The sequence below is a fragment of the Glycocaulis alkaliphilus genome (assembly GCF_004000605.1).
Classification (GTDB): domain Bacteria; phylum Pseudomonadota; class Alphaproteobacteria; order Caulobacterales; family Maricaulaceae; genus Glycocaulis; species Glycocaulis alkaliphilus.
Genome location: NZ_CP018911.1, coordinates 842,407 through 864,013 on the forward strand (window position 1 = coordinate 842,407; position 21,607 = coordinate 864,013).

Annotated in this window: 22 protein-coding genes; 12 read left to right on the top strand and 10 right to left on the bottom strand. The window is 63.9% G+C overall.

The window, feature by feature from the left end; all coding sequences use genetic code 11:
* Position 1 precedes the first annotated feature (1 nt).
* From fabG to gmk, 6 genes are all read left to right on the top strand, one after another.
* Positions 2-739 carry a 3-oxoacyl-[acyl-carrier-protein] reductase gene (gene fabG / locus X907_RS04020; protein WP_127565758.1) on the top strand — a complete coding sequence of 246 codons (738 nt, stop codon included), beginning with the start codon at positions 2-4 and terminating at the stop codon, positions 737-739.
* A 199-nt stretch (positions 740-938) separates the two neighbouring features.
* Positions 939-1,175 (top strand): acyl carrier protein, encoded by a 237-nt coding sequence (locus X907_RS04025; protein WP_036511926.1) that lies wholly within the window; start codon positions 939-941, stop codon positions 1,173-1,175.
* Positions 1,176-1,189: 14 nt separating this feature from the next.
* Positions 1,190-2,479, top strand: a complete 1,290-nt coding sequence (fabF, locus tag X907_RS04030; protein ID WP_127565759.1) for a beta-ketoacyl-ACP synthase II — start codon at positions 1,190-1,192, stop codon at positions 2,477-2,479.
* 32 nt (positions 2,480-2,511) lie between these two features.
* Entirely contained in the window at positions 2,512-3,582 is a 1,071-nt protein-coding gene (mltG, locus tag X907_RS04035) for an endolytic transglycosylase MltG (RefSeq protein ID WP_127565760.1), read from the top strand.
* Position 3,583: 1 nt separating this feature from the next.
* The gene (locus X907_RS04040; RefSeq protein WP_127565761.1) at positions 3,584-4,474 is read left to right on the top strand and encodes a YicC/YloC family endoribonuclease; all 891 of its coding nucleotides are present in this window, start codon (positions 3,584-3,586) and stop codon (positions 4,472-4,474) included.
* A gap of 4 nt (positions 4,475-4,478) precedes the next feature.
* Positions 4,479-5,138 carry a guanylate kinase gene (gene gmk, locus X907_RS04045; protein WP_127565762.1) on the top strand — a complete coding sequence of 220 codons (660 nt, stop codon included), beginning with the start codon at positions 4,479-4,481 and terminating at the stop codon, positions 5,136-5,138.
* On the opposite strand, the gene rsmA is transcribed toward gmk, so the two are convergent.
* The 5 genes from rsmA to X907_RS04070 form a co-directional block, all read right to left on the bottom strand.
* Entirely contained in the window at positions 5,135-5,995 is an 861-nt protein-coding gene (rsmA, locus tag X907_RS04050; protein ID WP_127565763.1) for a 16S rRNA (adenine(1518)-N(6)/adenine(1519)-N(6))-dimethyltransferase RsmA, read from the bottom strand. The two genes, gmk and rsmA, sit on opposite strands and share 4 nt — an antisense overlap.
* Positions 5,992-6,975, bottom strand: coding sequence for a 4-hydroxythreonine-4-phosphate dehydrogenase PdxA (gene pdxA, locus X907_RS04055; protein ID WP_127565764.1), 984 nt, complete (start codon positions 6,973-6,975; stop codon positions 5,992-5,994). The genes rsmA and pdxA overlap by 4 nt, the downstream gene beginning before the upstream one ends.
* Positions 6,975-8,228, bottom strand: coding sequence for a peptidylprolyl isomerase (locus tag X907_RS04060; RefSeq protein WP_233352515.1), 1,254 nt, complete (start codon positions 8,226-8,228; stop codon positions 6,975-6,977). Before X907_RS04060 ends, pdxA begins: the two co-directional genes overlap by 1 nt.
* An 84-nt stretch (positions 8,229-8,312) precedes the next feature.
* The gene (locus X907_RS04065) at positions 8,313-9,407 is read right to left on the bottom strand and encodes an LptF/LptG family permease (RefSeq protein ID WP_127565765.1); all 1,095 of its coding nucleotides are present in this window, start codon (positions 9,405-9,407) and stop codon (positions 8,313-8,315) included.
* Positions 9,404-10,528 (bottom strand): LptF/LptG family permease, encoded by a 1,125-nt coding sequence (locus X907_RS04070; RefSeq protein ID WP_127565766.1) that lies wholly within the window; start codon positions 10,526-10,528, stop codon positions 9,404-9,406. The genes X907_RS04065 and X907_RS04070 overlap by 4 nt, the downstream gene beginning before the upstream one ends.
* A gap of 166 nt (positions 10,529-10,694) precedes the next feature.
* Here X907_RS04070 and X907_RS04075 point away from each other — a divergent pair, with 166 nt between their 5' ends.
* From X907_RS04075 to X907_RS04085, 3 genes are read left to right on the top strand one after another with little or no spacing between them, the layout of a single operon-like run.
* On the top strand, positions 10,695-12,167 hold the full coding sequence (locus X907_RS04075) for a leucyl aminopeptidase (protein ID WP_127565767.1): 1,473 nt from the start codon (positions 10,695-10,697) through the stop codon (positions 12,165-12,167).
* Between the two features lie 12 nt (positions 12,168-12,179).
* Entirely contained in the window at positions 12,180-12,629 is a 450-nt protein-coding gene (locus tag X907_RS04080; protein WP_127565768.1) for a DNA polymerase III subunit chi, read from the top strand.
* Positions 12,626-12,919, top strand: coding sequence for an I78 family peptidase inhibitor (locus tag X907_RS04085; protein WP_127565769.1), 294 nt, complete (start codon positions 12,626-12,628; stop codon positions 12,917-12,919). Before X907_RS04080 ends, X907_RS04085 begins: the two co-directional genes overlap by 4 nt.
* 4 nt (positions 12,920-12,923) lie before the next feature.
* On the opposite strand, the gene X907_RS04090 is transcribed toward X907_RS04085, so the two are convergent.
* Positions 12,924-14,810 (bottom strand): ABC-F family ATP-binding cassette domain-containing protein, encoded by a 1,887-nt coding sequence (locus tag X907_RS04090; protein WP_127565770.1) that lies wholly within the window; start codon positions 14,808-14,810, stop codon positions 12,924-12,926.
* 98 nt (positions 14,811-14,908) lie between these two features.
* On the opposite strand from X907_RS04090, the gene ndk reads away from it, so the two are divergent.
* A complete protein-coding gene (ndk, locus tag X907_RS04095) occupies positions 14,909-15,331 on the top strand; it encodes a nucleoside-diphosphate kinase (protein ID WP_127565771.1) in 423 nt (140 codons plus the stop codon).
* 236 nt (positions 15,332-15,567) lie between these two features.
* Here ndk and X907_RS04100 read toward each other — a convergent pair whose 3' ends face one another.
* Complete coding sequence (locus tag X907_RS04100) at positions 15,568-17,421, bottom strand: ABC transporter ATP-binding protein (RefSeq protein ID WP_127565772.1); 1,854 nt, start codon at positions 17,419-17,421, stop codon at positions 15,568-15,570.
* Between the two features lie 121 nt (positions 17,422-17,542).
* On the opposite strand from X907_RS04100, the gene soxR reads away from it, so the two are divergent.
* Positions 17,543-17,992 (top strand): redox-sensitive transcriptional activator SoxR, encoded by a 450-nt coding sequence (gene soxR, locus X907_RS04105; protein ID WP_170175588.1) that lies wholly within the window; start codon positions 17,543-17,545, stop codon positions 17,990-17,992.
* Between the two features lie 196 nt (positions 17,993-18,188).
* Here soxR and arfB read toward each other — a convergent pair whose 3' ends face one another.
* Genes arfB through purM form a run of 3 tightly spaced genes read right to left on the bottom strand, consistent with a single transcriptional unit; the run spans position 18,189 to position 20,206 of the window.
* Positions 18,189-18,596 (bottom strand): alternative ribosome rescue aminoacyl-tRNA hydrolase ArfB, encoded by a 408-nt coding sequence (arfB, locus tag X907_RS04110; protein ID WP_127565774.1) that lies wholly within the window; start codon positions 18,594-18,596, stop codon positions 18,189-18,191.
* A 3-nt stretch (positions 18,597-18,599) separates the two neighbouring features.
* Entirely contained in the window at positions 18,600-19,178 is a 579-nt protein-coding gene (gene purN / locus X907_RS04115) for a phosphoribosylglycinamide formyltransferase (protein ID WP_127565775.1), read from the bottom strand.
* The gene (gene purM / locus X907_RS04120) at positions 19,175-20,206 is read right to left on the bottom strand and encodes a phosphoribosylformylglycinamidine cyclo-ligase (RefSeq protein ID WP_249776174.1); all 1,032 of its coding nucleotides are present in this window, start codon (positions 20,204-20,206) and stop codon (positions 19,175-19,177) included. Before purM ends, purN begins: the two co-directional genes overlap by 4 nt.
* Before the next feature lie 284 nt (positions 20,207-20,490).
* Between purM and X907_RS04125 the strand changes: the two genes are divergently transcribed.
* A complete protein-coding gene (locus X907_RS04125) occupies positions 20,491-21,600 on the top strand; it encodes a DUF2066 domain-containing protein (protein ID WP_127565776.1) in 1,110 nt (369 codons plus the stop codon).
* Positions 21,601-21,607 lie beyond the last annotated feature (7 nt).

Here is a 21,607-nt window from a genome sequence, read left to right on the forward strand (position 1 = left end):
CATGTTCTCTCTTGAAGGAAAAAAGGCGCTGGTGACCGGCGCAACGGGCGGCCTCGGCAGCGAGATTGCCCGCGCGCTGCATGCGCAAGGCGCGTCCGTTGCGCTGTCGGGCACGCGCGCTGAAGTGCTGCAAAAGCTGGCCGACGAGCTGGGCGAGCGCGCGGCGGTCGTCCCGTGCAATCTCTCCGACGCCGAGGCGGTGGATAATCTGCCCAAGGCCGCCAGCGATGCGCTGGGCGGGCTGGACATTCTCATCTCAAATGCGGGCGTGACGCGCGATCAGCTCCTCATGCGTATGAAGGATGAGGACTGGGAGACGGTCATCAAGGTCAATCTGGAAGCCCATTTCCGCCTCTGCCGCGCGGCCATGCGCGGCATGATGAAGAACCGCTGGGGCCGCATTATCGGCATTACTTCGGTGGTGGGCGTCACCGGCAATCCCGGGCAGGCGAACTATGCCGCCTCCAAGGCCGGGATGATAGGTTTCTCCAAGGCGCTGGCCCAGGAGATCGCCTCGCGCGGCGTGACGGTGAACTGCGTCGCGCCCGGCTTTATCGCCTCGCCGATGACCGACGCGCTCAATGATGAGCAGAAATCAGCCATCCTGACCAAAATCCCTGCCGGGGATCTGGGTACGGGCAAGGACATCGCCGCTGCCTGCGTTTATCTCGCCAGCGAAGAAGCAGGCTATGTGACAGGTCAGACATTGCACGTGAATGGCGGGATGGCCATGATCTGACCGCCAGCTGAGTCGCGGCGGAACGAGGGGATCGTCTTCGCGCTGGCGTCAAGCCGCTGAGGTTGCTAGCCTTGCCGGAATTGGCGTGTTATCAGCCGCAACCTTGTGGGTGCCGGTGCAGGTGTTCCGGCCCCATTCCAGTCAGGGGGCACAAGGGGTCACATGACCCTGCCCGGAAATATTAGATAAAGGGTCCGTCATGTCTGACGTTTTTGATCGCGTTAAGAAGATCGTCATCGAACATCTCGATGTGGAAGAGGATAAAGTCACCGAGAAAGCCTCTTTCATCGATGATCTTGGCGCGGACTCGCTGGACAATGTCGAGCTGGTCATGGCTTTCGAGGAAGAGTTCGACATCGAAATTCCCGATGACGCAGCCGAGCACATCCAGACCGTTGGTGATGCGGTGAAATTCATCTCCGAGAAAGTCGGCTAGGCCGGCACCGGACCATGTCCAAGCGTCGTGTTGTCGTCACCGGCCTCGGCATTGTCTCCCCGCTCGGATGCGGCGTGGAGCATGTCTGGGCGCAATTGCTCGCAGGGAAATCCGGGCTTGCCCGGGTTACCCATTTCGAGACGGAGGATCTTCCCTGCCAGATTGCAGGCGTGATCCCCCGCGTGGACGGCCGCAATGGGGGCGGGCCTGACATCGCCGGATCATTTGATCCCGATGCCGTAATGCCCGCCCGCGACGCCAAACGCATCGACGATTTCATTCTTTACGGTATCGCTGCTGCCGACGAGGCGATTGCCCATTCCGGCTGGCAGCCTGCTGATGAGGCCGCGCGCGAGCGTGCCGGTGTCCTGATCGGTTCAGGCATTGGCGGTCTGCAGACCATGTATGACGCCTCGATCACGCTGCATGAGCGTGGGCCGCGCAAGCTCTCTCCCTTCGTCATTCCCGGTATGCTGATCAATCTGGCCTCCGGCCAGGTATCGATCCGCCATGGCCTCAAAGGGCCGAACCACTCGGTGGTTACGGCCTGTTCCACCGGCGCACACGCCATTGGCGATGCGGCGCGTCTGATCGCCTATGGCGATGCTGATGTGATGGTGGCTGGCGGTGCCGAGAGCGCGATCACCCGGCTTGGCTTTGGCGGTTTCTGTGCCGCCCGCGCCATGTCCACTGGATTTAACGACAGGCCTGAAGCGGCCTCGCGCCCTTATGACACTGACCGCGACGGTTTTGTCATGGGCGAGGGCGCCGGCGTTGTCGTGCTTGAAGAATACGAAGCGGCCAAGGCCCGCGGCGCGACGATCTACGCTGAAGTTGTCGGCTATGGCCTGTCGGGCGATGCCTACCACATCACTGCGCCTGCCGAAGATGGCGATGGCGGCTTCCGCTCCATGAGCGCTGCGCTGAAGAGCGCGGGCCTCAGCCCTTCCGACATCGACTATGTCAACGCCCATGGCACCTCGACGCCCAAGGGTGACGAGATCGAGCTCAAAGCCGTTGAGCGCCTGCTGGGCGGCCATGCTGGCAAGGTCGTGATGTCCTCGACCAAATCGGCAACCGGCCACCTTCTGGGTGCTGCGGGCGCTATAGAGGCGATCTTCTCCATCCTCGCCATTCGCGACGGGATATGCCCGCCCACGCTGAACCTTGATAATCCGTCCGTGGAAAGCCCGATCAATCTGGCCCCCCACAAGGCGGTGAAGAAAGACATCAAGGTAGCGCTGTCCAACTCGTTCGGCTTTGGCGGCACGAACGCCTCGGTGGTCCTCAAGGCCGTCGACTAAAGCCCTCTTTTGCGGGTGAGGGGCCTTACGCCATGAGCACGGATAGCACGCCTCCCGGCAAACAGGTCAGCAAGGGGCTGGGTGCATTGCGTCTTTTCATTATCGGCCTCTTCCTGCTTGGCGCGCTGGCCCTGATGGCGGGCGCTGCCATTGTCGGCGGCTATGCGTGGCTGGGGTATCAGTTCCGCGCAGAGGGCCCGCTTGAGGCCGACACCACGATCCTTCTTGAGCGTGGCTCCAGCGTTCGGGCCATCGCGGCGCGGCTGGAAGCGGACGGTCTCATCACGGACCAGCGCATTTTTCTGGCTCAGTTGAGGATTGATGATGAACTCGGCCGGGAGCGCGCACCGATGCGTGCAGGCGAGTTCGCCATTCCGGCCCGCGCCTCCATGGCGGACATCTATGATGTGCTCGCCTATGGCGACTTCATCCAGCACCCTGTCCGGGTCCCTGAGGGCCTGACCACGGCGATGGTCGTGCGTATTGTCGAAGCATCTGACGTGCTGACCGGCGAGATCGAGCGTGTTCCGCCCGAAGGCTCGTTACTGCCTGACACCTATCTGGTTGACCGGGGCACCAGCCGTCAGGCCGTGCTGGATCGCATGGCGGCTGCGCAGACGCGCCTTCTGGACGATCTGTGGGAGAACCGGCAGCCCGGACTGCCCTTCACCACCCGCGAAGAGGCGGTCAATCTGGCATCCATCGTGGAGAAGGAAACCGGCATCGCACATGAACGCCCCATGGTGGCGGCAGTGTTTGTAAACCGGCTGCGCCGGGGCATGCGCCTGCAGAGCGATCCAACGATCATTTACGGAATTACCGGCGGTGAACCGCTGGGCCGCGGCATTCGCCGCTCCGAGCTGGATGACACCACCAACCCGTATCACACCTATCATATCGACGGCTTGCCTCCGACGCCGATTGCCAATCCGGGGCGGGAGGCTATCGCGGCAGTGCTGAACCCGCCGGAGAGCGAGTACGTCTATTTCGTTGCCGATGGTACGGGCGGGCACGCCTTTGCCCGCACGCTCGCCGAGCATAATCGCAATGTCGCCCGCTGGCGCCAGATCGAACGCGAGCGCGCCCGCTCCGGGGGGCGGTAACATGTCTGTGCTGTCCGGCATGACGGGCTTTGCCCGCGCCACATCAAGCGGTGATTTCGGGACATTGTCGGCAGAAGCCCGTTCGGTAAACGGGCGTGGTCTGGACATGCGTCTGCGCCTGCCCGACGGCACAGGTCATCTCGAAGCCGAGGCGCGCAGCCGCATCAAAGCGGCGTTCGAGCGTGGTTCGGTGTCGATCAATATCAGCCTTGAAAAGCCTGCAGACATTGAGGCTGCGGTTCATATCGATGAGGCGCGCCTGCGTATTCTGGCGCTTGCCGGGCGTGATCTGGTCGCCAAGGGGCTGGCCGCACCGCCACGCATTGACGGATTGCTGGCCTTGCGCGGTGTGATTGTCAGCGAAGATCAGTCCGGCCGCCAGGAGGTGGATACGGCACAGTCCGATGCTGCTGTTCTCAGCCTGCTTGATGAGGTTATCGCCGCCCTGAAATCTGCCCGGCAGGATGAAGGCGCGCAGCTGAAAGCGGTGCTGGAAGCGCAGATCAGTGAAATTGACGCACTCAAGCAGCAGGCGGCGGCACATCCGGCAGCGACGGCGGACGCGATCCGCGAGCGCCTGAAACAGAAGATTGATGATCTCCTGCCCTCGGGCATAGATCCCGACCGGCTGGCGCAGGAAGCTGCAATACTCGCCGTCAAAGCCGATGTACGCGAGGAGATCGACCGGCTGACGGGCCATGTCGAGGCGGCACGAGGCCTTCTGGCCGGCGGCTCGCCATGTGGGCGCAAGCTCGACTTTCTGGCACAGGAGTTCAACCGCGAGGTGAACACGCTGTGTTCCAAATCCTCTGATCGCGGGCTGACCGAGATCGGGCTTGCCATGAAGCATGTCGTCGATCAGTTCCGCGAGCAGGTTCAGAATCTGGAGTAGCCCCATGCCTGTCGGATCGCTTTCAGGGCCGGTTTTCCGCGGACAGCGGCGCGGGCTGATGCTTGTCCTGTCCAGTCCCTCCGGCGCGGGCAAGACCACGCTGTCTCGCCGCCTGATCGCCTCCAACCCGGATCTGGTGCTGTCGGTCTCGGCCACCACGCGCGCCCCGCGCCCCGGCGAGGTGGATGGGCAGGACTATGTCTTCCTCACCGAGAAAGAGTTTGAGCGTCAGGCCGAGAATGACGAGTTCTACGAATATGCCCGCGTGTTCGGCCACTATTACGGCACGCCAAAGGGGCCGGTAGAGGAAGCGCTGGAAGAGGGCCGCGACGTGGTTTTCGACGTGGACTGGCAAGGTGGGCGCGCACTTGCCGCGGGCGCGCCGCAGGATTGCGTGAAGGTCTTTATCCTGCCGCCATCGCTCAATCTGCTGCGTGACCGGCTGACAAAGCGCGCGCAGGATTCAGACGAGGTCATCAATGGCCGCATGGCACGTGCCAAGGCCGAGATCGAACACTGGGACGAGTATGATTACGTCATCCTCAATGACGATTTTTCCGAAGCGCTGGAACGCCTCTCGCTGATCCTGCACGCAGAGCGCCTGCGCCGTGTCCGCCATCCCTGGCTCAGCGGTTTTGTTGCCGCCCTGATGGAAGAGGGCTAGCCCCGCGCGGCCCGCCACGCTGTTGCCAGCGCCATGAAGCCTTCCGGCGGGATCGTTTCGGCCCGAGCGCCGGGATCCATATCGCAGGACAAAAGCAGCTCTTCGGCGCTGGCACGGGTCTGAGAGGCGGCCTGGCCCAGCGATTTGCGCAAGGTCTTGCGACGCTGGCCGAATGCGCTCGCCGTCACGACGGACAACGCCTCGACATCGGCAAAGCGTTCGCCTTCAGGCAGCGGGTCGACGGCCACTACGGCGCTGTCGACCTTGGGGGGCGGGGTGAAGGCGCGGGCCGGCAGGGTGAAGGCGTATTTCGCTTTTGCCCGCGCGGCCGTCAGGATGGCGAGGCGCCCATAGGCCTCCTCGCCTGTGCGCGCCACAATCCGCTCTGCCACTTCCTTCTGGAACATCAGCACGGCACGCGACCACCAGACGGGTTCGGCCTCCAGCCAGCCGGTGAAGAGGGCCGTGCCAACATTGTAGGGCAGGTTGGCGGCAATGACGGCGCGCTCACCATCCTGCAGGCCCAGAGCCTCACGCCCGACTTTCAGGGCGTCGGCCTCGATCACGCTCAGCCGGCCGTCAAAGGCATGGCTTATGTCGGCAAGGGCGGGCAGGAAACGGGAATCCTTCTCGATCGCGACGACACGCCTTGCGCCTTCGCTCAGGAGCGCGCGCGTCAACCCGCCAGGCCCCGGCCCCACCTCGATAGCGGTGCTTTGCGGCAGCTCACCGCACAGCCGTGCGATCTTGGCTGTCAGGTTCAGGTCCAGCAGGAAGTGCTGGCCGAAGCGCTTGTCGGCCGCCAGCCCGTGAGCCGCGATCACCTCGCGAAGCGGAGGCAGTGTATCGGCATTCATCGTGCCTGGTTCCGGTTCTGGGCGATCTGGCGGGCCAGCTGGATAGCGGCAATCAGGCTGTCGGCCCGGGCAATACCCTTGCCGGCAATATCCTTCGCGGTGCCGTGATCGGGCGATGTGCGCACGATCGGCAGGCCGAGCGTGACATTCACCCCGCCATGAAAGTCCAGCGTCTTGACCGGGATCAGCCCCTGATCGTGGTACAGGCAAACGGCGGCGTCATAGCGCTCGCGCGCTTCGGCGTGAAACATCGTATCGGGCGGCAACGGCCCGCTTATATCCATGCCTTCGCTGCGCAACTGCTCCAGCGCCGGTGCCAGGATGTCGATCTCTTCGCGGCCCATACTGCCGCCTTCGCCGGCATGGGGGTTCAGCCCGGCCAGTGCGAGCCGGGGGCTGGCGATGTTGAAATCCTGCTGCAGGGCCTGATGCGTGATGCGGGCCGTATGCACAACCCGTCCGGCGCTCAGCGAGGTGATGGCCTCCCGCAAGGCTTGATGAATGGTGACGAGGACGGTGCGCAGCCCCGGCACCGCCAGCATCATTACCGGGCCACGCTCGCCCGGCATTGCCATATCATTCGTGAGATGGGCCAGAAACTCGGTATGTCCGGGAAAGGCAAAGCCTTCCGCATACAGTGCCGCCTTGGAGACAGGATTGGTTACAAGGCCAGCGGCCTCGCCTGAACGCACGCGCGACACCGCATCTTCGATCGAGGCCACAGCCGGAGAACCGGGACGCTCCGGCAGAACCGGCAAGGCATTTGGAAACGCATCGTGAGCAGCCGTGCAATCAGTAATGGAGGCGGGAGCCGGCAAATCCAGAAAGCGGGCCGTATGCGAGAGGATGTCGAGCCCGCCTGCCACAGCAAACACAGGCCCGCCCGGCCGCAGCGCAGCCCACGCCTTCAGCGCGATTTCAGGACCAATGCCTTCAGGGTCACCCAGCGTCAGGACCAGAGGCGCCTGCGGTTGCGGCATCAGAAATCGCCAACCATCTCCACCGTGGCGTCATTGCGCAGATCGCGCAGCCAGCGGCGCGCCAGCAAGGAAAGCTGCTGATTGACGATCTGGTTTTCGATCTCGTTCGAACCGGGAAGCCCCGGCCCGCCGAGCCTGCGTTCACACAGAATGAAGACCTGAAGCCCGGCCGCGGTTTCCAGAACCGGGCTGGCTTGTCCGTTCTGCAGGCCGGACAGCGCTGATCGGATCTGCGGAACGAGGGCGTTTGCGCCGACCGTGCCGATGTCTGTAACGATTGCCTGCGGTACACTTTCAAAGGCGGCCTGGACGTTGCTGCACCCTTGGGCGCGGCTGGCTGCGCGTTCGAGTGCCTGACGCCGCTCCGGCGTAACCTGGGAAGTGACCAGCGTGACCTGCTGCAGGGTAAACTGCTCGGTCACCTGACCGTCGCGGCGGTCGGCGAGGGCTACGATCATGTAACCGCCCGGCACGCGGATAGGATTGGAAATGCTGCCCACGGGCATTTGCTGCAGAACCTGCGCGACCTGCGGGCGTACCTGGGCAGCGCTCAGCCAGCCTGCATCGCCGCCGGACGCTGCTGTGGGGGCATCGGACAGCTGCTCGGCAACCGCCGGGAACGGCGCACCCTGTTCGAGGGCGCGGTAAATGGTGGTGATGCGGCGCTCGGCGTCCGCTTCGTCCCCGCTAGCGGGCAGGTTCACCAGTATCTCGGCAACCCGGTACTGGGTCTGCGATGCGCTTTCAGCCAGTCTGTCCAGCGCGCTTTCGATCTGTGCGTCCGAAACACGGATACGGCTGCGATAGCGGCCACTGACCAGATAGGACCACGCGATTTCGGCGCGCAGCTGCTGGCGCATCGTGTCGATGCTGGCACCGGCGCTTTCAAGGTCAGCTTGAATGTCCGCCACCGTAACGCCATTGCGCGCGGCGATGTCGGCAATCGCTTCGTCCACTTCCTCTTCGGTGATCGGCACCTCGTAGCGCCGGGCGGTCTGAAGCTGCAGCGTCTCCTCGACGAGCGAACGCAAGGCCTGCTCCTGCACTTGCCCGAGCACTTCCTCGGTCGGCTGAATGCCTGAGGTGGTGAGAATGAACCGCATCCGGTCACGCACCTCATAGGTGGTGATGGGCTGATCGTTTACGATCGCCGCAATGCCCTCGACCTGCTGTGCTTGCGCGCCAGCTGCGAGTACCAGGCCAAACGGTGCGGCCAGGCACAGCATCAGACGCTTCAGGGACGAAATCGGCATGAGTGTAGCTTCCTGGTTGTCGACCCGCAGACCATACTGATCGGGAGCCTGTAGGCAATCATAACGGCAGCTTGATGACAGCTTTCAGCCATCCTCGGTGACGGCGATATACAATAGTGCGCCCAGCGCGAACAGAGCCGGCGCCGACCACGCCGCACTGACCACGTCCAGGCTGCCTGCACTGCCCAGCCCGGTCAGCATGCGCTGCAGGAAATAAAGGAGGAACCCGCCTGCACCGCCAGCCAGGGCAAAACCGGCGGCGCCCCCCAGCCGGGTGAGGCGCAAGGTGGCGGCTATCGCCAGGAGTGCCGCGGCGACAAGCAGGAGAGGCTGGGCCAGAAGAGACTGCCAGCGCAGCTCATAGGTGCGCGTGGACAGCCCCGCTTCGCGCGCCGAAACAATCACGTCCGGGAGGCGCCAGAACGACACGCCCTGCGCAGAGCGCGTGCGCTCAAAAAGCGCTTCCTGTCCGGTGCTTGTAGGGATGGAGACATCGCCCAGCACGGTCGCACCGGATTCCGGCCGGTATTCCACCGCGCCGCTGAGTTGCCAGAAGCCGCCAGCCAGGCTGGCCTGGCTGGCGTGGACCTGTTGTTCGAGTTCGGGCGGGCCGCCATTGGCGCCTTGAGGATTGTAAATCCTGAAGATCGGCGAGATCAGGCGTGAATCGTCTATGCCCTGCGCGGCGATGACCACGAACTGGTTCTCGCGCACTTCGCGCAGCCAGACCCGCGCTCCGCTGACTTCTTCCACCGGACGGCCCTCGAAGAGGGCAGACCGCCGAGCCTCGAAATAGGCGCTGGTCGCGGCGCCCAGCGGATTGAGCAGGAAGCTGCCTGCCAGTCCGGTGACAAAGGCGAGCACGGCCACGGGCGCCATGATGCGCCAGACCGAGACGCCCGACGCGCGCATGACGATCAGCTCGCTACGCCGGTTCAGCCTGAAAAACGTCCACAGCACACCAAACAGCACGATAAAGGGCAGCGTGTCCTGCAGGAGCAGCGGCAGCCGCAGCAGGCTGAACAGGGCTGCGTCGGCGGGCGATATATCCACCCGCGTGGCGATGTCGCGCGAGGTCTCGACGAAGTCGATGAGCAGGATCACCGCAATGATTACCGTCGCGGCCCCCAGCAGGCCGAGGAAGGTCTGCCAGAGCAGGTATCGTGTAAGCACTCTCATGCCACAGCCTTGTCGTGGTGCGGTGAGAAGCGCCGGGCGGCAAAGCGCACGGGCCGGTGGATCACGATGTAGGCGCCGGCGATGGCGGCCAGCGGAATTGCGTACTGAAGCCAGTTCAGTTCCGGTGTACTGGCCGCGCCTGCCTGAACGGCGAAACCCGTTAGCCGGACAATGAGCGCACACGCGCCAGCCAGGGCAACAGCGCGTGCATACCCGGTCCGCCGGGGCGGGCCACTCAGAAAGGCGGCAAGCGCTATCATCGCAAAGGCGATATTATAAAGCGGCGCCGCCAGCCGGTAATGGCCCTCGGCCAACAGGTTCCCGCGTCCCCTTGCCCGGGCCGCTTCACCCGGGCTGGGGTTGAACAGTTCAGGCAGGTAGCGATCACTTTCCTTGAAGAAGAACGCGTCGGTCGGATCGATGAAGGCGGTAAGGTCGAACTCATAGCTGTCGAAGGTCAGGCTGGACAGCGTGCCGGATTCCTCGATCTGCGAAACAACCCCGTCGCGCAGCAGCATGACCGGCCCGCGTTCCGCCCGTACGATCTGGCCTTGCCTGGCCGAATACGCCGTGCTGGCAGTGCCGCGCCCATCCTCGATGAAGACATCGCTCATCACGCCGCCATCGCCCAGCGTGCGGGCGTAGAATGTGACATCCACGCCCATGGCCACGAACTCGCCCGGCCGCATGACGCTGGCGGCGATGTCCGTTCGCACATCGTATATGGCCTGGCGCATCTCGCGGTAGGCGGCGGGCTGTACGAACAGATTAACCCCCAGATTGATCAGGGTTGCGTAGATGGCCACCCGCAAAAACGGCGAGAGCCTCTCTCTCCGGCTGAGCCCGGCCGCCGCCGCGACAGTCAGCTCGGACTCGCTCATCATCCGGTTGAGCGCGCCGGCGCAGGCGATGAAGACCGCGATGGGCATCAGCAGGGCGACGATCTGCGGCACGGCCAGAATGGTCACCCACAGGAATACGAACAGTGTCTCGCCCCGGTCCGCGACCAGATTCAGGTTGGACAGCGACTGCGTGAGAATCGCCAGGCCGGTCAGCGCGGCCAGCGTGATGAGGAATGGCAGCATGGCCTGCCGGAAGGCGTAACGCTGAAACAGCTTCATTGGGATGCTTTGCGGTCTTCTGTGTGACGACAGACTTCTACCCCGGCTTCAGATCGGATACCACTAAAGCCAGCCAAATTCCCGCAGTTCGGCTGCCCGGCGCCGCGATGGTGCTCCGGGCTTGCCGGAAACCGTGCCGGGTATGTGTCGTTCAGAAAGGAATTCCATGCAAATCAAGTTCTCCTCGAAACCCTCCGGCGATGCGCTGGCCGTTGCTGTTTACGAGAAGGCGAGCCTGTCGCCGTCGGCCAAGGCTCTGGAGGAGGCAAGTGGCGGCAGTCTGACCCGCGCCATCAAGGCCTCGCGGTTTACCGGCGATGCCGGGCAGGTGCTGGAGATTGCGGCGCCTGCAGATGTGAAGGCTGCGCGCATTGTCCTGTTCGGCCTTGGCTCCAAGAAGACGGCCAACGGCAATGTTTACGAGAAAGCTGTCGCGGCCGCCGCAAAGCAGCTTCTGCTGGGCGGTACGCAAGTTCTCTCCGTTCACATTGATGCAGAGGACGGCGAGCTGGCGTCACGCGCGGCACTGGGTGCAACCATGGCCGCCTATCGCTTCGACCAGTATCGCACCAAGCTGAAAGCGGACAAGAAACCCTCCCTGACGACGGTCGAGATCGTGGCGGTGGATGACAAGGCCGCGAAAAAGGCCTGGAAGAGCTGGGAATCGGTCGCCGAGGGCGTGAAGCTCGCCCGCGATCTGGTCATGGAGCCGCCGAACATCCTTCACCCTGAAGAGTATGCCAAGCGCATCTCCAAGCTCGAGAAGGAAGGCCTCGAGGTCGAGATACTGGGCGAATCCCAGATGAAAAAGCTCGGCATGGGCTCACTTCTCGGCGTCAGCCAGGGCTCGGTGCGCGAAGCCCAGCTTGTCATCATGCGCTGGAATGGCGGCAAGGAAGGCGACAAGCCGCTCGCCTTTGTCGGCAAGGGGCTGACCTTCGACACGGGCGGTATCTCGCTGAAACCGGGAGCCGGCATGGAAGAGATGAAGGGCGATATGGGCGGCTCTGCTGCCGTGGTCGGCCTGATGCGCGCGCTCGCTGGCCGAAAGGCGAAAGCCAATGTGGTGGGCGTTGTCGCGCTGGTGGAAAACATGCCTGATGGCAATGCGCAGCGCCCCGGCGACGTCGTCACCTCCATGTCCGGCCAGACCATCGAGATTCTCAACACGGACGCCGAAGGCCGCCTCGTCCTGGCCGACGCCCTCTGGTACACGCAAGAGAAGTTTGATCCCGCCTTCATCATCGATCTGGCCACGCTGACCGGCGCTGTTCTGGTGGCGCTCGGCCACGAGCACGCGGCCATCTTCTCCAATGATGACAAGCTGGCTGACCGGCTCTATGCGGCCGGCAAGGCATCTGACGAGGGCGTGTGGCGCCTGCCCATCGGTCCGGAATATGACCGTCATATCGACAGTGACATCGCCGACATGAAAAATCTGGGGCAGGGCCGCAATGCCGGCTCGATCGCCGGCGCGGTGTTCCTGCAGCGCTTCGTCAACGGCAAGCCGTGGGTACATATGGATATTGCCGGAACGGCCATGTATGCGGGCTCCAAGGATCCGCGCCTGCCCGCCTTCGGCACCGGCTATGGTGTGCGCGTGCTGGACCGTTTCGTCCGCGATTTCTACGAGAGCTGATAACGCGCGCTGATGGCCGAGCTCTGGTTTTATCATCTGGAAAAGGCCGGTGTGGGCGATGTCCTGCCCGGCCTGCTCCAGAAGGTGCTTGAGCGCGGCTCGCGGGCGCTGGTCGTAGTGCCTGACGATGAGGCCGCGGCCCGGCTGGACGCACAACTATGGAGTTTCCGCGAGGAGAGCTTCCTGCCGCACGGGCTCGACAGCGAGCCCCATGCGCCGCGCCAGCCGGTGCTGATTTCCACTGAAACGCGTAATGTGAACCAGGCAGACATGCTGTTCTGCCTTGGCGGAGCGGACCCCGGCAACCCGGACGGCTGGAGCCGCGTTATACTCCTGTTCGAGGACAGCGATGACGCCGCCAAGCAAAGCGCGCGCTCACTCTGGTCCGCCATGAAAAAGTCGGGAACGACCGTATCCTACTGGAAACAGTCCGATCAGGGACGCTGGGAGAAACAGGGATGATCCGATACGCCGCCACTTTTGCTTCGCTGGCCATGCTGGCTGCCTGCGCCACCACCGTAGAAGACACCGACGGGGTCGAGATCGTTGACCGCTCCGGATCGGGCGACTGCCCTGCTGCGCAATTCCAGCTGCTCGTTGGCCAGATGCGCGGTGAGATCGATACCTCGACCCTGCCAGTCCCCTACCGCATCTATGGCCGCGGTGATGCGGTGACGATGGATTACCGGCCTGACCGGATGAATATCGTGGTCGGCGATAATGGCCGCGTGGAGCGCGTGAGCTGCGGGTAGGCGCCTAAACCCCCGCTGCCTCGCGCGCCTGCTCATAGGCCTCGTCAGCTTCCAGCCATTTCATCTCGGCCGCGTCGATCAGTTCTTCGGCGCGGGCGCGCTTCTTTGTCAGCTCGGTGGCAAGGCCCGGGTCTTTCTCCCACAGGCCCGGCACGGCGAGCCCCTTGTCGATGGTGGCGAGGACGCCTTTGAGGCGTTCAGCCTCACGCTCCCATTTCAGTGCCTCGGCCTTGAGAGGTTTCAGCTTCGAGCGGGCTTCGGCGGCATCCTTGCGCCGTTCCAGCTTCACATCTGGCTTGGCTTTCCCGCGTCCATTGCCCTCGGTTTCCGGGCGCAGGAGCTGCTTGCGGTACTCGTCCATATCGCCCTCATAGGGCTTTACGGTGCCGCCTTCAGCGATCCACAGCCTGTCAACGCACGCCTCGATCAGGTGGCGGTCATGGCTGATCAGGATCACCGCGCCCTCATAGGTGTTGATGGCGTCCATCAGGGCGGCGCGGCTATCCATGTCCAGATGGTTGGTCGGTTCGTCGAGGATGAGAAGATGCGCGCCGTGAAAGCTGATGAGGTTCATCAACAAGCGCGCCTTCTCCCCGCCGGACAGGGATTTGGCGGGCGTCTCCTGCCGGTCGCCGGGCAGGCCGAAGCGGGCCAGCCGCGCGCGGCGCTGGGCCTCGGTCGCATCCGGCATCAGTTCGAGAATGTGCTGATAGGCGGACGTGTTCGGGTGCAGCGCGTCGATCTGGTGCTGGGCAAAATGGGCGATCTCCAGCTTCTTGTGCATGCGCATCGCACCCGCGAGCACGGGGGTCTGCCCGGTCAGCAGCTTGGCGAAAGTGGATTTGCCCGCGCCATTGCGGCCCAGCAGGCCGATCCGGTCATCGACATCAATGCGCAGATCCATGTTCTTGAGGATGATCGTATCCTCATCATAGCCGGTCGCGGCGCCATCAAGGCGCACCAGCGGGTTGGCCATGCGGCGCGGGGCGACAGGCAGGTCGAAGGGCGCGACCGGATCGGCCACCGAGGTCGCCACGGGCTGCATTTTCTCCAGCCGCTTCACGCGCGACTGGGCCTGCTTGGCCTTTGTGGCCTTGGCCTTGAAGCGGTCGACGAAGGCCTGCAGGCGGCGGCGCTCATCCTCCTGCTTTTCCACCAGCTTCATCGTCAGGCGCTGGCGCTCGGCGAGCTGCTTTTCAAACTGGTCGTAGCCGCCATCCCAGACGGTGAGTTTGGCGTCTTTGAGATGCGCGATCATGTCGATGGAGGCATTGAGCAGCCCCCGGTCGTGGGAGATCAGCAGCACCGCGCCCGGAAACTTCTGCAGATAGTTTTCCAGCCACACCGCGCCTTCAAGGTCGAGATAGTTGGTCGGCTCGTCCAGCAGCAGAAGATCAGGCCGGGCAAAGAGCGTGGCCGCCAGCGCCGCGCGCATGCGCCAGCCGCCGGAGAAGGCCGAGCATGGGCGTTGCTGCTCCTCATTGGAAAAGCCCAGCCCGTGCAGGATCGCGCCCGCGCGCGCCTCTGCCGAGTGCGCATCAATATCGGCAAGCCGCGTCTGGATGTCGGCGATGCGATTGGGGTCGGTGGCGGTTTCGGCTTCTGCGAGCAGGCTTGCGCGCTCTATGTCGGCGGCCAGCACGAAATCGATGATGGAGATGGGGCCGCCGGGCGCTTCCTGCTCGACGCTGCCCATGCGCATGCCCGGCTGGATGCGTATATCGCCCGTCTCCGGGCTCGCCTCACCGCGTATCAGGCGCAACAGGGTCGACTTGCCGGTGCCATTGCGCCCGACAAGGCCCATCTTGGTTTTGGCCGGCAGGAAGAGCGTGGCCTGCTCGAACAGGATGCGCCCTTCAATGCGGTAGGTGAGGTCGTTGATATGCAGCATGGGGCGCCGCGTAGCATGCCTTGCTGGCCCGTGAAAGCGCCGCTATAAGCCGCGCCAAACCTCACCTCCCCAGCTTTCATTCAAGGGACATCAAAACCATGGCGCTGCAACGCACCTTCTCCATCATCAAGCCCGACGCGACCAAGCGGAACCTCACCGGCAAGATCAATGCCCTGATCGAGGATGCAGGCCTTCGCATCATCGCCCAGAAGCGCATCCACATGACCAAGGCGCAGGCCGAGACCTTTTACGGTGTGCATCGCGAACGCCCCTTCTTCAACGATCTGGTGTCCTTCATGATTTCCGGCCCGGTCGTCGTGCAGGTGCTCGAAGGCGAAGACGCCATCGCCAAATACCGCACCGTCATGGGCGCCACCAATCCGGCCAATGCCGATGAGGGGACGATCCGCAAGCTGTTCGCCGAGTCCATCGAAGCCAATTCGGTGCATGGCTCTGACGCCCCGGAAACGGCGGCTGAGGAAATTGCCTATTTCTTCGCCGGTCTGGAGCTGGTGGGCTAAGCACCGCTCTTTCGCGAGACATGAAAAGCCCGGCAGCGATGCCGGGCTTTTTTGTTGTTGTCTGTCCCGTAGTCTGGTGGCTTCTTTCCTCCCCCGTTTACGGCGGGGTGAGGCGCGGAGCGACGAACGGCAGCGAAGCTGACGGAGGGGGGAACTTGTGTCGAATATTCCCCCCCTCGGCCCTTCGGGCCACTCCCCCCGTGAACGGGGGGAGAAAACGGCGCTAAGCGCTGCCGCTACTTCGCCGCCACCGTCCAGTCCGCATCCACATTGAGGAAGCCGCCGGACTGGCGTTTCCAGAGCTGGGCATAGACGCCATCCTGCGCCAGCAGCGCGTCGTGGCTGCCCTGTTCGATGATGCGGCCACCTTCCATCACCACCAGCCTGTCCAGCATGGCGATGGTGGAAAGCCGGTGCGCGATGGCGATGACGGTCTTGCCCTCCATCAGCTGATAGAGTTGGTCCTGAATGGCGGCCTCGACCTCGGAGTCCAGCGCGGAGGTTGCTTCATCGAGCACCAGGATCGGCGCGTCTTTCAGGAGGATGCGGGCAATCGCGATGCGCTGGCGCTGGCCGCCGGACAGCTTCACGCCGCGTTCGCCGACATGGGCGTCATAGCCGGTGCGGCCATCAATGTCGGAAAGGTCCGGGATGAAGGCGTCGGCCTGCGCCCGGCGGGCAGCCTCCATCACGGCTGCATCATCGGCATCGGCCGAACCATAGGCGATATTGTCCCTTATGGAGCGGTGCAGAAGCGAGGTGTCCTGCGTCACCATGCCGATCTGGCGGCGCAAGGAATCTTGTGTCACCTGCGAAATATCCTGCCCGTCAATAATGATGCGTCCGCCCTCCAGCTCGTAAAAGCGCAGGAGCAGATTGACGAGGGTGGACTTGCCAACGCCTGACCGGCCCACAAGGCCGACCTTCTCGCCGGGCGCGATATCGAGGTTCAGCCCCTCGATGACGCCGCTCTCCTTGCCATAGTGGAAGGCGATGTTGTCAAAGCGGATCGCGCCTTGCGAGACGGCAAGCGGTTTCGCGTCCGGCACGTCCCGGATCGCCTGCTCCTGCGCGATGGTGTTGATGCCGTCCTGAATGGTGCCGACGGCTTCAAACAGGCCCGCCGTCTCCCACAAGATCCAGTCCGACATCGCCCGGATGCGCATCACGATGGCGACCGCCACGGCGACCACGCCAAGACCCACCAGCCCCATCTGCCAGGCGATGATGGTGGAGGCCGTCACGGCCACCAGCAGTACCGCGTTCAGCGTCTGCAGAAGCGTGTAGAGCCCGGTGACGAGGCGCATCTGCTTGTAGACCGTGCCCATGAAGCCGCTCATCGCCTCGCGGGCATAGCCTTCCTCGCGGCGGGCATGGGCAAACAGCTTGATGGTCTGGATATTGGTGTAGCTGTCGACGACGCGGCCGGTCATCTCCGCGCGGGCATCGGCCTGCTTCATGGAGATGTCGCGCAGGCGCGGAATAAAGTGGACCAGCAGCCAGATATAACCCGCCAGCCACATGACGAGCGGGATCATCAGGAAGGGCTCGGCCCCGCCCACCAGCACCAGAGCGCCGACAAAATAGACGGCCACATAGACGAAGATGTCGAGCACCTTCATCACCGTCTCGCGTACCGCCAGCGCGGTCTGCATCACCTTCTGGCTCACCCGCCCGGCAAACTCGTCCTGAAAGAAGCTCATGGACTGGTCAAGGACGTAGCGGTGCGTCAGCCAGCGCGCGAGCATCGGGAAATTACCGAAAATCGTCTGGTGCGTGATGAGCGAGTTGAATAGCACCAGCAGCGGAAATCCGATGAGGATGAAGGCTGCCATGGCGATAAGGCCGGCCCCGTGCTCCTCAAACAATGTCTCGCGGTCGGCTGCCGCCAGCCAGTCCACCAGCGTGCCGAGAAAGCCCAGGAACACCACCTCGAACACCGACAGGATCGCGGTCAGCACCGACAGGGTGATCAGCCAGGGCCAGACGGGCCGTGTGTAATGGGCCACAAAACCCAGAAGGGTTTTGGGCGGGGCCTCCGGCTCGGTCGCAGGGAAAGGATCAATGCGGGATTCAAAAAAGCGGAACATCAAAAAAAACCTTGTGGGCGAGCCCCGGCGGCCGGGGTTTGGGGGACGATTTGCCGTGTCGGCCCGAAGCGGTCTAAAATCTCAACTTAAGTTGAGGTCAAAGGCAAATGACATGTCATCCATGAAGAAGGTCAGGCCGGTGCGCGGCTTGAGCGTTGGCGAGCTGGCCGCCCGCGCCGGTGTCAACGTCTCTACCCTGCACTTCTACGAGACAAAAGGGCTGATCGCCAGCAGCCGGACGGGCGGAAACCAGCGCCGCTATGGCCGCGATGTGCTGCGCCGGGTGGCGGTGATCCGGGTGGCCCAGCGCGCAGGGGTGCCGCTGGCGGAAATCGCCGCCGCGCTCGACGCTCTTCCCTCTCGGCGCACGCCCAATGTGGCTGACTGGGCGAAGCTATCGGCGGGCTGGAAAGCCGCGCTGGAGGCGCGCATCATCGCGCTCGCCCAGCTGAAAGACGAGCTGGAGGGCTGCATTGGCTGCGGGTGCCTGTCGCTCACCGACTGCCCCTTGCGCAATCCGGGCGATGCGCTGGCCAAGGACGGGCCGGGGGCGCGGCTGCTGGAGGGGTAGGTTTCCCTAGCGGCCTATCATTGTCATGGCCTGCCGGTTTCTCCCCCCGTTTACGGGGGGAGTGGCCCGAAGGGCCGAGGGGGGGAGTTTGAAGGGAAAAGATTCCCCCCTCCGTCAGCTGCGCTGCCGTTCGTCGCTCCGCGCCTCACCCCGCCGTAAACGGGGGAGGATATCGAACCGCTCTTTGTTGGTTCCCCTAATCCATCCCCGGTTTTTTCCGCAGCGCCTTGGTCTGGCCCTTCTTCGCCTTGGCGTCTTTCTGGCGCTTGATGGAGCTCAAGGACGGGCGGGATTTGATGCGCGGCTTGGGTTTGCGGCTGGCCTGCCGGATCAGGCGTATCAGGCGGGCGCGAGCCTCCGCGCGATTGCGCTCCTGGGAGCGGTGATCCTCCACATGCAGGATCAGCACGCCGTCCTGCGTCATGCGGCTGCCCGCCAGACGTACAAGGCGCTGCTTGATGGCGGGGGCGAGGGCGCTCGCGGCGACGTCATAGCGCAGCTGCACCGCGCTGGCGGTCTTGTTTACATGCTGACCGCCCGGCCCGGAGGCTTTCACGAAGCGCTCGGTGATCAGGCTCTCATCAAGGATGATGTCGTCAGTGATGCTCTACGCCTTTTCCAAAGCCAGTTTCAGCGCTTCCGGATAGAGCCGGTGCTCTTCCACCAGCACGCGCGCGGCAAGCGTCTCGGGCGTATCGCCCGGCAGCACCGGCACGCGGGCCTGCGCGATTACCGGGCCTTCATCCATGCCGGGCGTTACCCAGTGGACGGTGCAGCCATGTTCGCTCTCGCCTGCCTCGATGGCGCGGGCATGGGTGTCCACGCCCTTGAATTTCGGCAGCAGGGAGGGGTGGATATTGATCATCCGGCCTTCCCAGGCGTTCACGAAGCCTTCGGTCAGGATTCGCATGAAACCGGCAAGGCAGACAAATTCTGCACCCGCTTCGCGCAAGGCGGCATCGAGCGCGGCTTCAAAGTTCATCCGGCTGTCAAAGGCCTTGTGGTCGATGGCGATGGCGGCGATGCCCGCTTCTCTCGCGCGCTCCAGCCCATAGGCGTCAGGCCGGTTGGAGATCACGGCGACGATGCGGGCGGGATAATCTTCGCCCATGCAGGCATCGATCAGGCATTGCAGGTTTGATCCGCGCCCGGAGATGAGAACGGCAATCGGCGTCTTGCCGCTCATTTCGCGGTCAGATGGCCGATGATGGCAGCCGTCTCGCCTGCGTCTTTCAGCGCGGCGAGCACATCATCGGCGTCTTCGGCGGCGACAGCGGCGATCATGCCGATGCCGCAATTAAAGGTGCGGCGCATTTCGCTTTCCGCAATACCGCCCGCGTTTTCCAGCCAGCGGAAGACGGCGGGGCGCTCAAAGCTGTCGTAATCGACCTCGAAGCCGAGGTGACCCGGGAGCATGCGCGGCGTATTCTCGGTGATGCCGCCGCCGGTAATGTGGGCGAGGCCTTTGATCTTGCCGGCGCGTACCAGCGGCATCAGCGATTTCACATAGATGCGGGTCGGCTCCAGCAGGGCTTCGCCGAGTTTGCGGCCCGGCGCGAAGGGTGCCTCGCTGTCGAACTTCAGGCCTGCATGCTCGATCACGCGGCGCACAAGCGAATAGCCATTGGAATGCGGGCCGGAGGAGGCCAGCCCGATCAGCACATCACCAGCCATCATGTCGGCTTCACGCGGCAGGAGGTTGCCGCGCTCGGCCGCGCCGACAACGAATCCGGCAAGGTCGAAATCCTCGCCCTCATACATGCCCGGCATTTCAGCCGTTTCCCCGCCAATGAGCGCGCAGCCGGCAAGGCGGCACCCGGCGGCAATGCCTTTGACGATCTCTGCGCCGCGCGCCGGGTCGAGCTTGCCGGTGGCGAAATAGTCTAGAAAGAACAAAGGCTCAGCGCCCTGCGCCAGCACATCATTGACGCACATGGCCACGAGATCGATGCCGACCGTGTCGACAATGCCGGTATCGATGGCGAGGCGCAGCTTGGTGCCCACCCCGTCCGTGCCGGACACCAGGATCGGGTCCTTGAAGCCAGCGGCTTTCAGATCAAACGCGCCGCCAAACCCGCCAAGGTCTGCTGCCGCGCCGGGCCGGGCGGTGGATTTTGCCAGCGGCTTGATGGCCTCTACGAGGGCGTCACCCGCGTCGATGTCGACACCGGCAGAGGCATAGGTGAGGCCTTGTGAGGGCGGGTTGCTGGCCAAGATCGTCGCTCCGGCAAAGGGATCGGGATTCTCGCGCAAACAACTGCAAGGGGACGGGCTTGGCAAGAGGGCGGGTCTGTAAATAGCGCCTGTCCCCGCTTCGCTGCCACAACAGGCGCGTGAAATCAGCCGCTTGCGGGCAATGACGTGTCACTTACCCCCACGCGGCGGATCGGGTGTATTATGATGGAAGATCAGGGCTCCACAGCCTGTAAGCCCTTCACCGGGGCGCGGGTCAGGGTATAGTCAGGGCCAACGCTTCAATTTCAGTCAGGATCGCCACCATGACCCATCTCACCCACCGGACGCAGGCTGCCGCTGCCGCTCTGCTGACGGCAATCCTGTGTGTGGCCTTCCTGGCGATGCCTGCCAGCGCGCAGGACGTATTCACGGTGACAGGCGTCCCGGTCGATGAACGCGCGGGAACGACAACCGAGGCGCAGGCGGCAGCCTTCCGCTCAGGCCAGATCGCCGCAGCGCAAGCGCTTCTGGAGCGGCTGACCCTGCCGGAGGACCGGATCAATGGCGGCGTGACGTCCATTCCCGCTGATGTCGCCCAGGAAATGGTCGCCGGGCTTCAGGTGGCCGACGAGCGACGCTCTGCCAACCGCTACATCGCCAACATGACGGTGAATTTCGATGCGCGTTCGGTGCGCAGCTATCTGCGCGGGCAGAACATCCCCTTCGTCGAATCGCAAGCGGCGCGCACGCTGGTCATTCCGGTGGTGGAGCGCGACGGGAGCGCGGGTCTCTGGGGCGGGAGCTGGTATGAGGCCTGGCTTTCCGGCGCACACGCCAATGCCCTGACGCCCTTCATCGGCCTTGGCTCAAGGATGACGGGTGAGGGTGATGACGCCGTGCCGGTCGGGCGCAATGTGATCAATGCATCCATAGTGCAGTCCGGTGACGAGTTCGCCTTGCGCGAGCTGGCTGCCCTTTACGGTGTTACCCGCGTGGCGGTCATCACCGCGCGCGAGGGCGAGGGCATTATCCGCGCCAGCGGAACCGTATATGATTTTTCCGGCCCTGACGCCGTGGCGTCCGAACTTGAGTCCGCTGCCAGCCAGAGCGGCTATAACGAGCTCGCCCGGCGCATAGTGCAGACCGCGCAGGAGGGCTGGAAGCGCGAGGTCGTGGTGCGCGGCGGCGAAGCCAGCGAGATCACGGTCTCGGTACTCTACGACTCGATCGGGCAATGGCGCTCGCTGCAACGCGCGATAACCGGCGCCTCCCTCATTTCCAACGCCCGGCTTGATGCGGTCACGACCACCGGCGCGGTGATGACGATCACCCATCGCGGAGAGCGTGCTCAGCTCGTACGCGAGCTGGCCCAGCGCGGCGCGCGGCTTGAGGAAGAGCGTGGGCTGGGCTGGGTGGCGCGCCCGCGCAACTGATACAGCA

Coding starts and splice junctions, on each gene's coding strand:
- fabG (WP_127565758.1), top strand. CDS start 2: ATGTTCTCTCTTGAAGGAAAAAAGGCGCTGGTGACCGGCGCAACGGGC.
- X907_RS04025 (WP_036511926.1), top strand. CDS start 939: ATGTCTGACGTTTTTGATCGCGTTAAGAAGATCGTCATCGAACATCTC.
- fabF (WP_127565759.1), top strand. CDS start 1,190: ATGTCCAAGCGTCGTGTTGTCGTCACCGGCCTCGGCATTGTCTCCCCG.
- mltG (WP_127565760.1), top strand. CDS start 2,512: ATGAGCACGGATAGCACGCCTCCCGGCAAACAGGTCAGCAAGGGGCTG.
- X907_RS04040 (WP_127565761.1), top strand. CDS start 3,584: ATGTCTGTGCTGTCCGGCATGACGGGCTTTGCCCGCGCCACATCAAGC.
- gmk (WP_127565762.1), top strand. CDS start 4,479: ATGCCTGTCGGATCGCTTTCAGGGCCGGTTTTCCGCGGACAGCGGCGC.
- rsmA (WP_127565763.1), bottom strand. CDS start 5,995: ATGAATGCCGATACACTGCCTCCGCTTCGCGAGGTGATCGCGGCTCAC.
- pdxA (WP_127565764.1), bottom strand. CDS start 6,975: ATGCCGCAACCGCAGGCGCCTCTGGTCCTGACGCTGGGTGACCCTGAA.
- X907_RS04060 (WP_233352515.1), bottom strand. CDS start 8,228: ATGCCGATTTCGTCCCTGAAGCGTCTGATGCTGTGCCTGGCCGCACCG.
- X907_RS04065 (WP_127565765.1), bottom strand. CDS start 9,407: ATGAGAGTGCTTACACGATACCTGCTCTGGCAGACCTTCCTCGGCCTG.
- X907_RS04070 (WP_127565766.1), bottom strand. CDS start 10,528: ATGAAGCTGTTTCAGCGTTACGCCTTCCGGCAGGCCATGCTGCCATTC.
- X907_RS04075 (WP_127565767.1), top strand. CDS start 10,695: ATGCAAATCAAGTTCTCCTCGAAACCCTCCGGCGATGCGCTGGCCGTT.
- X907_RS04080 (WP_127565768.1), top strand. CDS start 12,180: ATGGCCGAGCTCTGGTTTTATCATCTGGAAAAGGCCGGTGTGGGCGAT.
- X907_RS04085 (WP_127565769.1), top strand. CDS start 12,626: ATGATCCGATACGCCGCCACTTTTGCTTCGCTGGCCATGCTGGCTGCC.
- X907_RS04090 (WP_127565770.1), bottom strand. CDS start 14,810: ATGCTGCATATCAACGACCTCACCTACCGCATTGAAGGGCGCATCCTG.
- ndk (WP_127565771.1), top strand. CDS start 14,909: ATGGCGCTGCAACGCACCTTCTCCATCATCAAGCCCGACGCGACCAAG.
- X907_RS04100 (WP_127565772.1), bottom strand. CDS start 17,421: ATGTTCCGCTTTTTTGAATCCCGCATTGATCCTTTCCCTGCGACCGAG.
- soxR (WP_170175588.1), top strand. CDS start 17,543: ATGAAGAAGGTCAGGCCGGTGCGCGGCTTGAGCGTTGGCGAGCTGGCC.
- purN (WP_127565775.1), bottom strand. CDS start 19,178: ATGAGCGGCAAGACGCCGATTGCCGTTCTCATCTCCGGGCGCGGATCA.
- X907_RS04125 (WP_127565776.1), top strand. CDS start 20,491: ATGACCCATCTCACCCACCGGACGCAGGCTGCCGCTGCCGCTCTGCTG.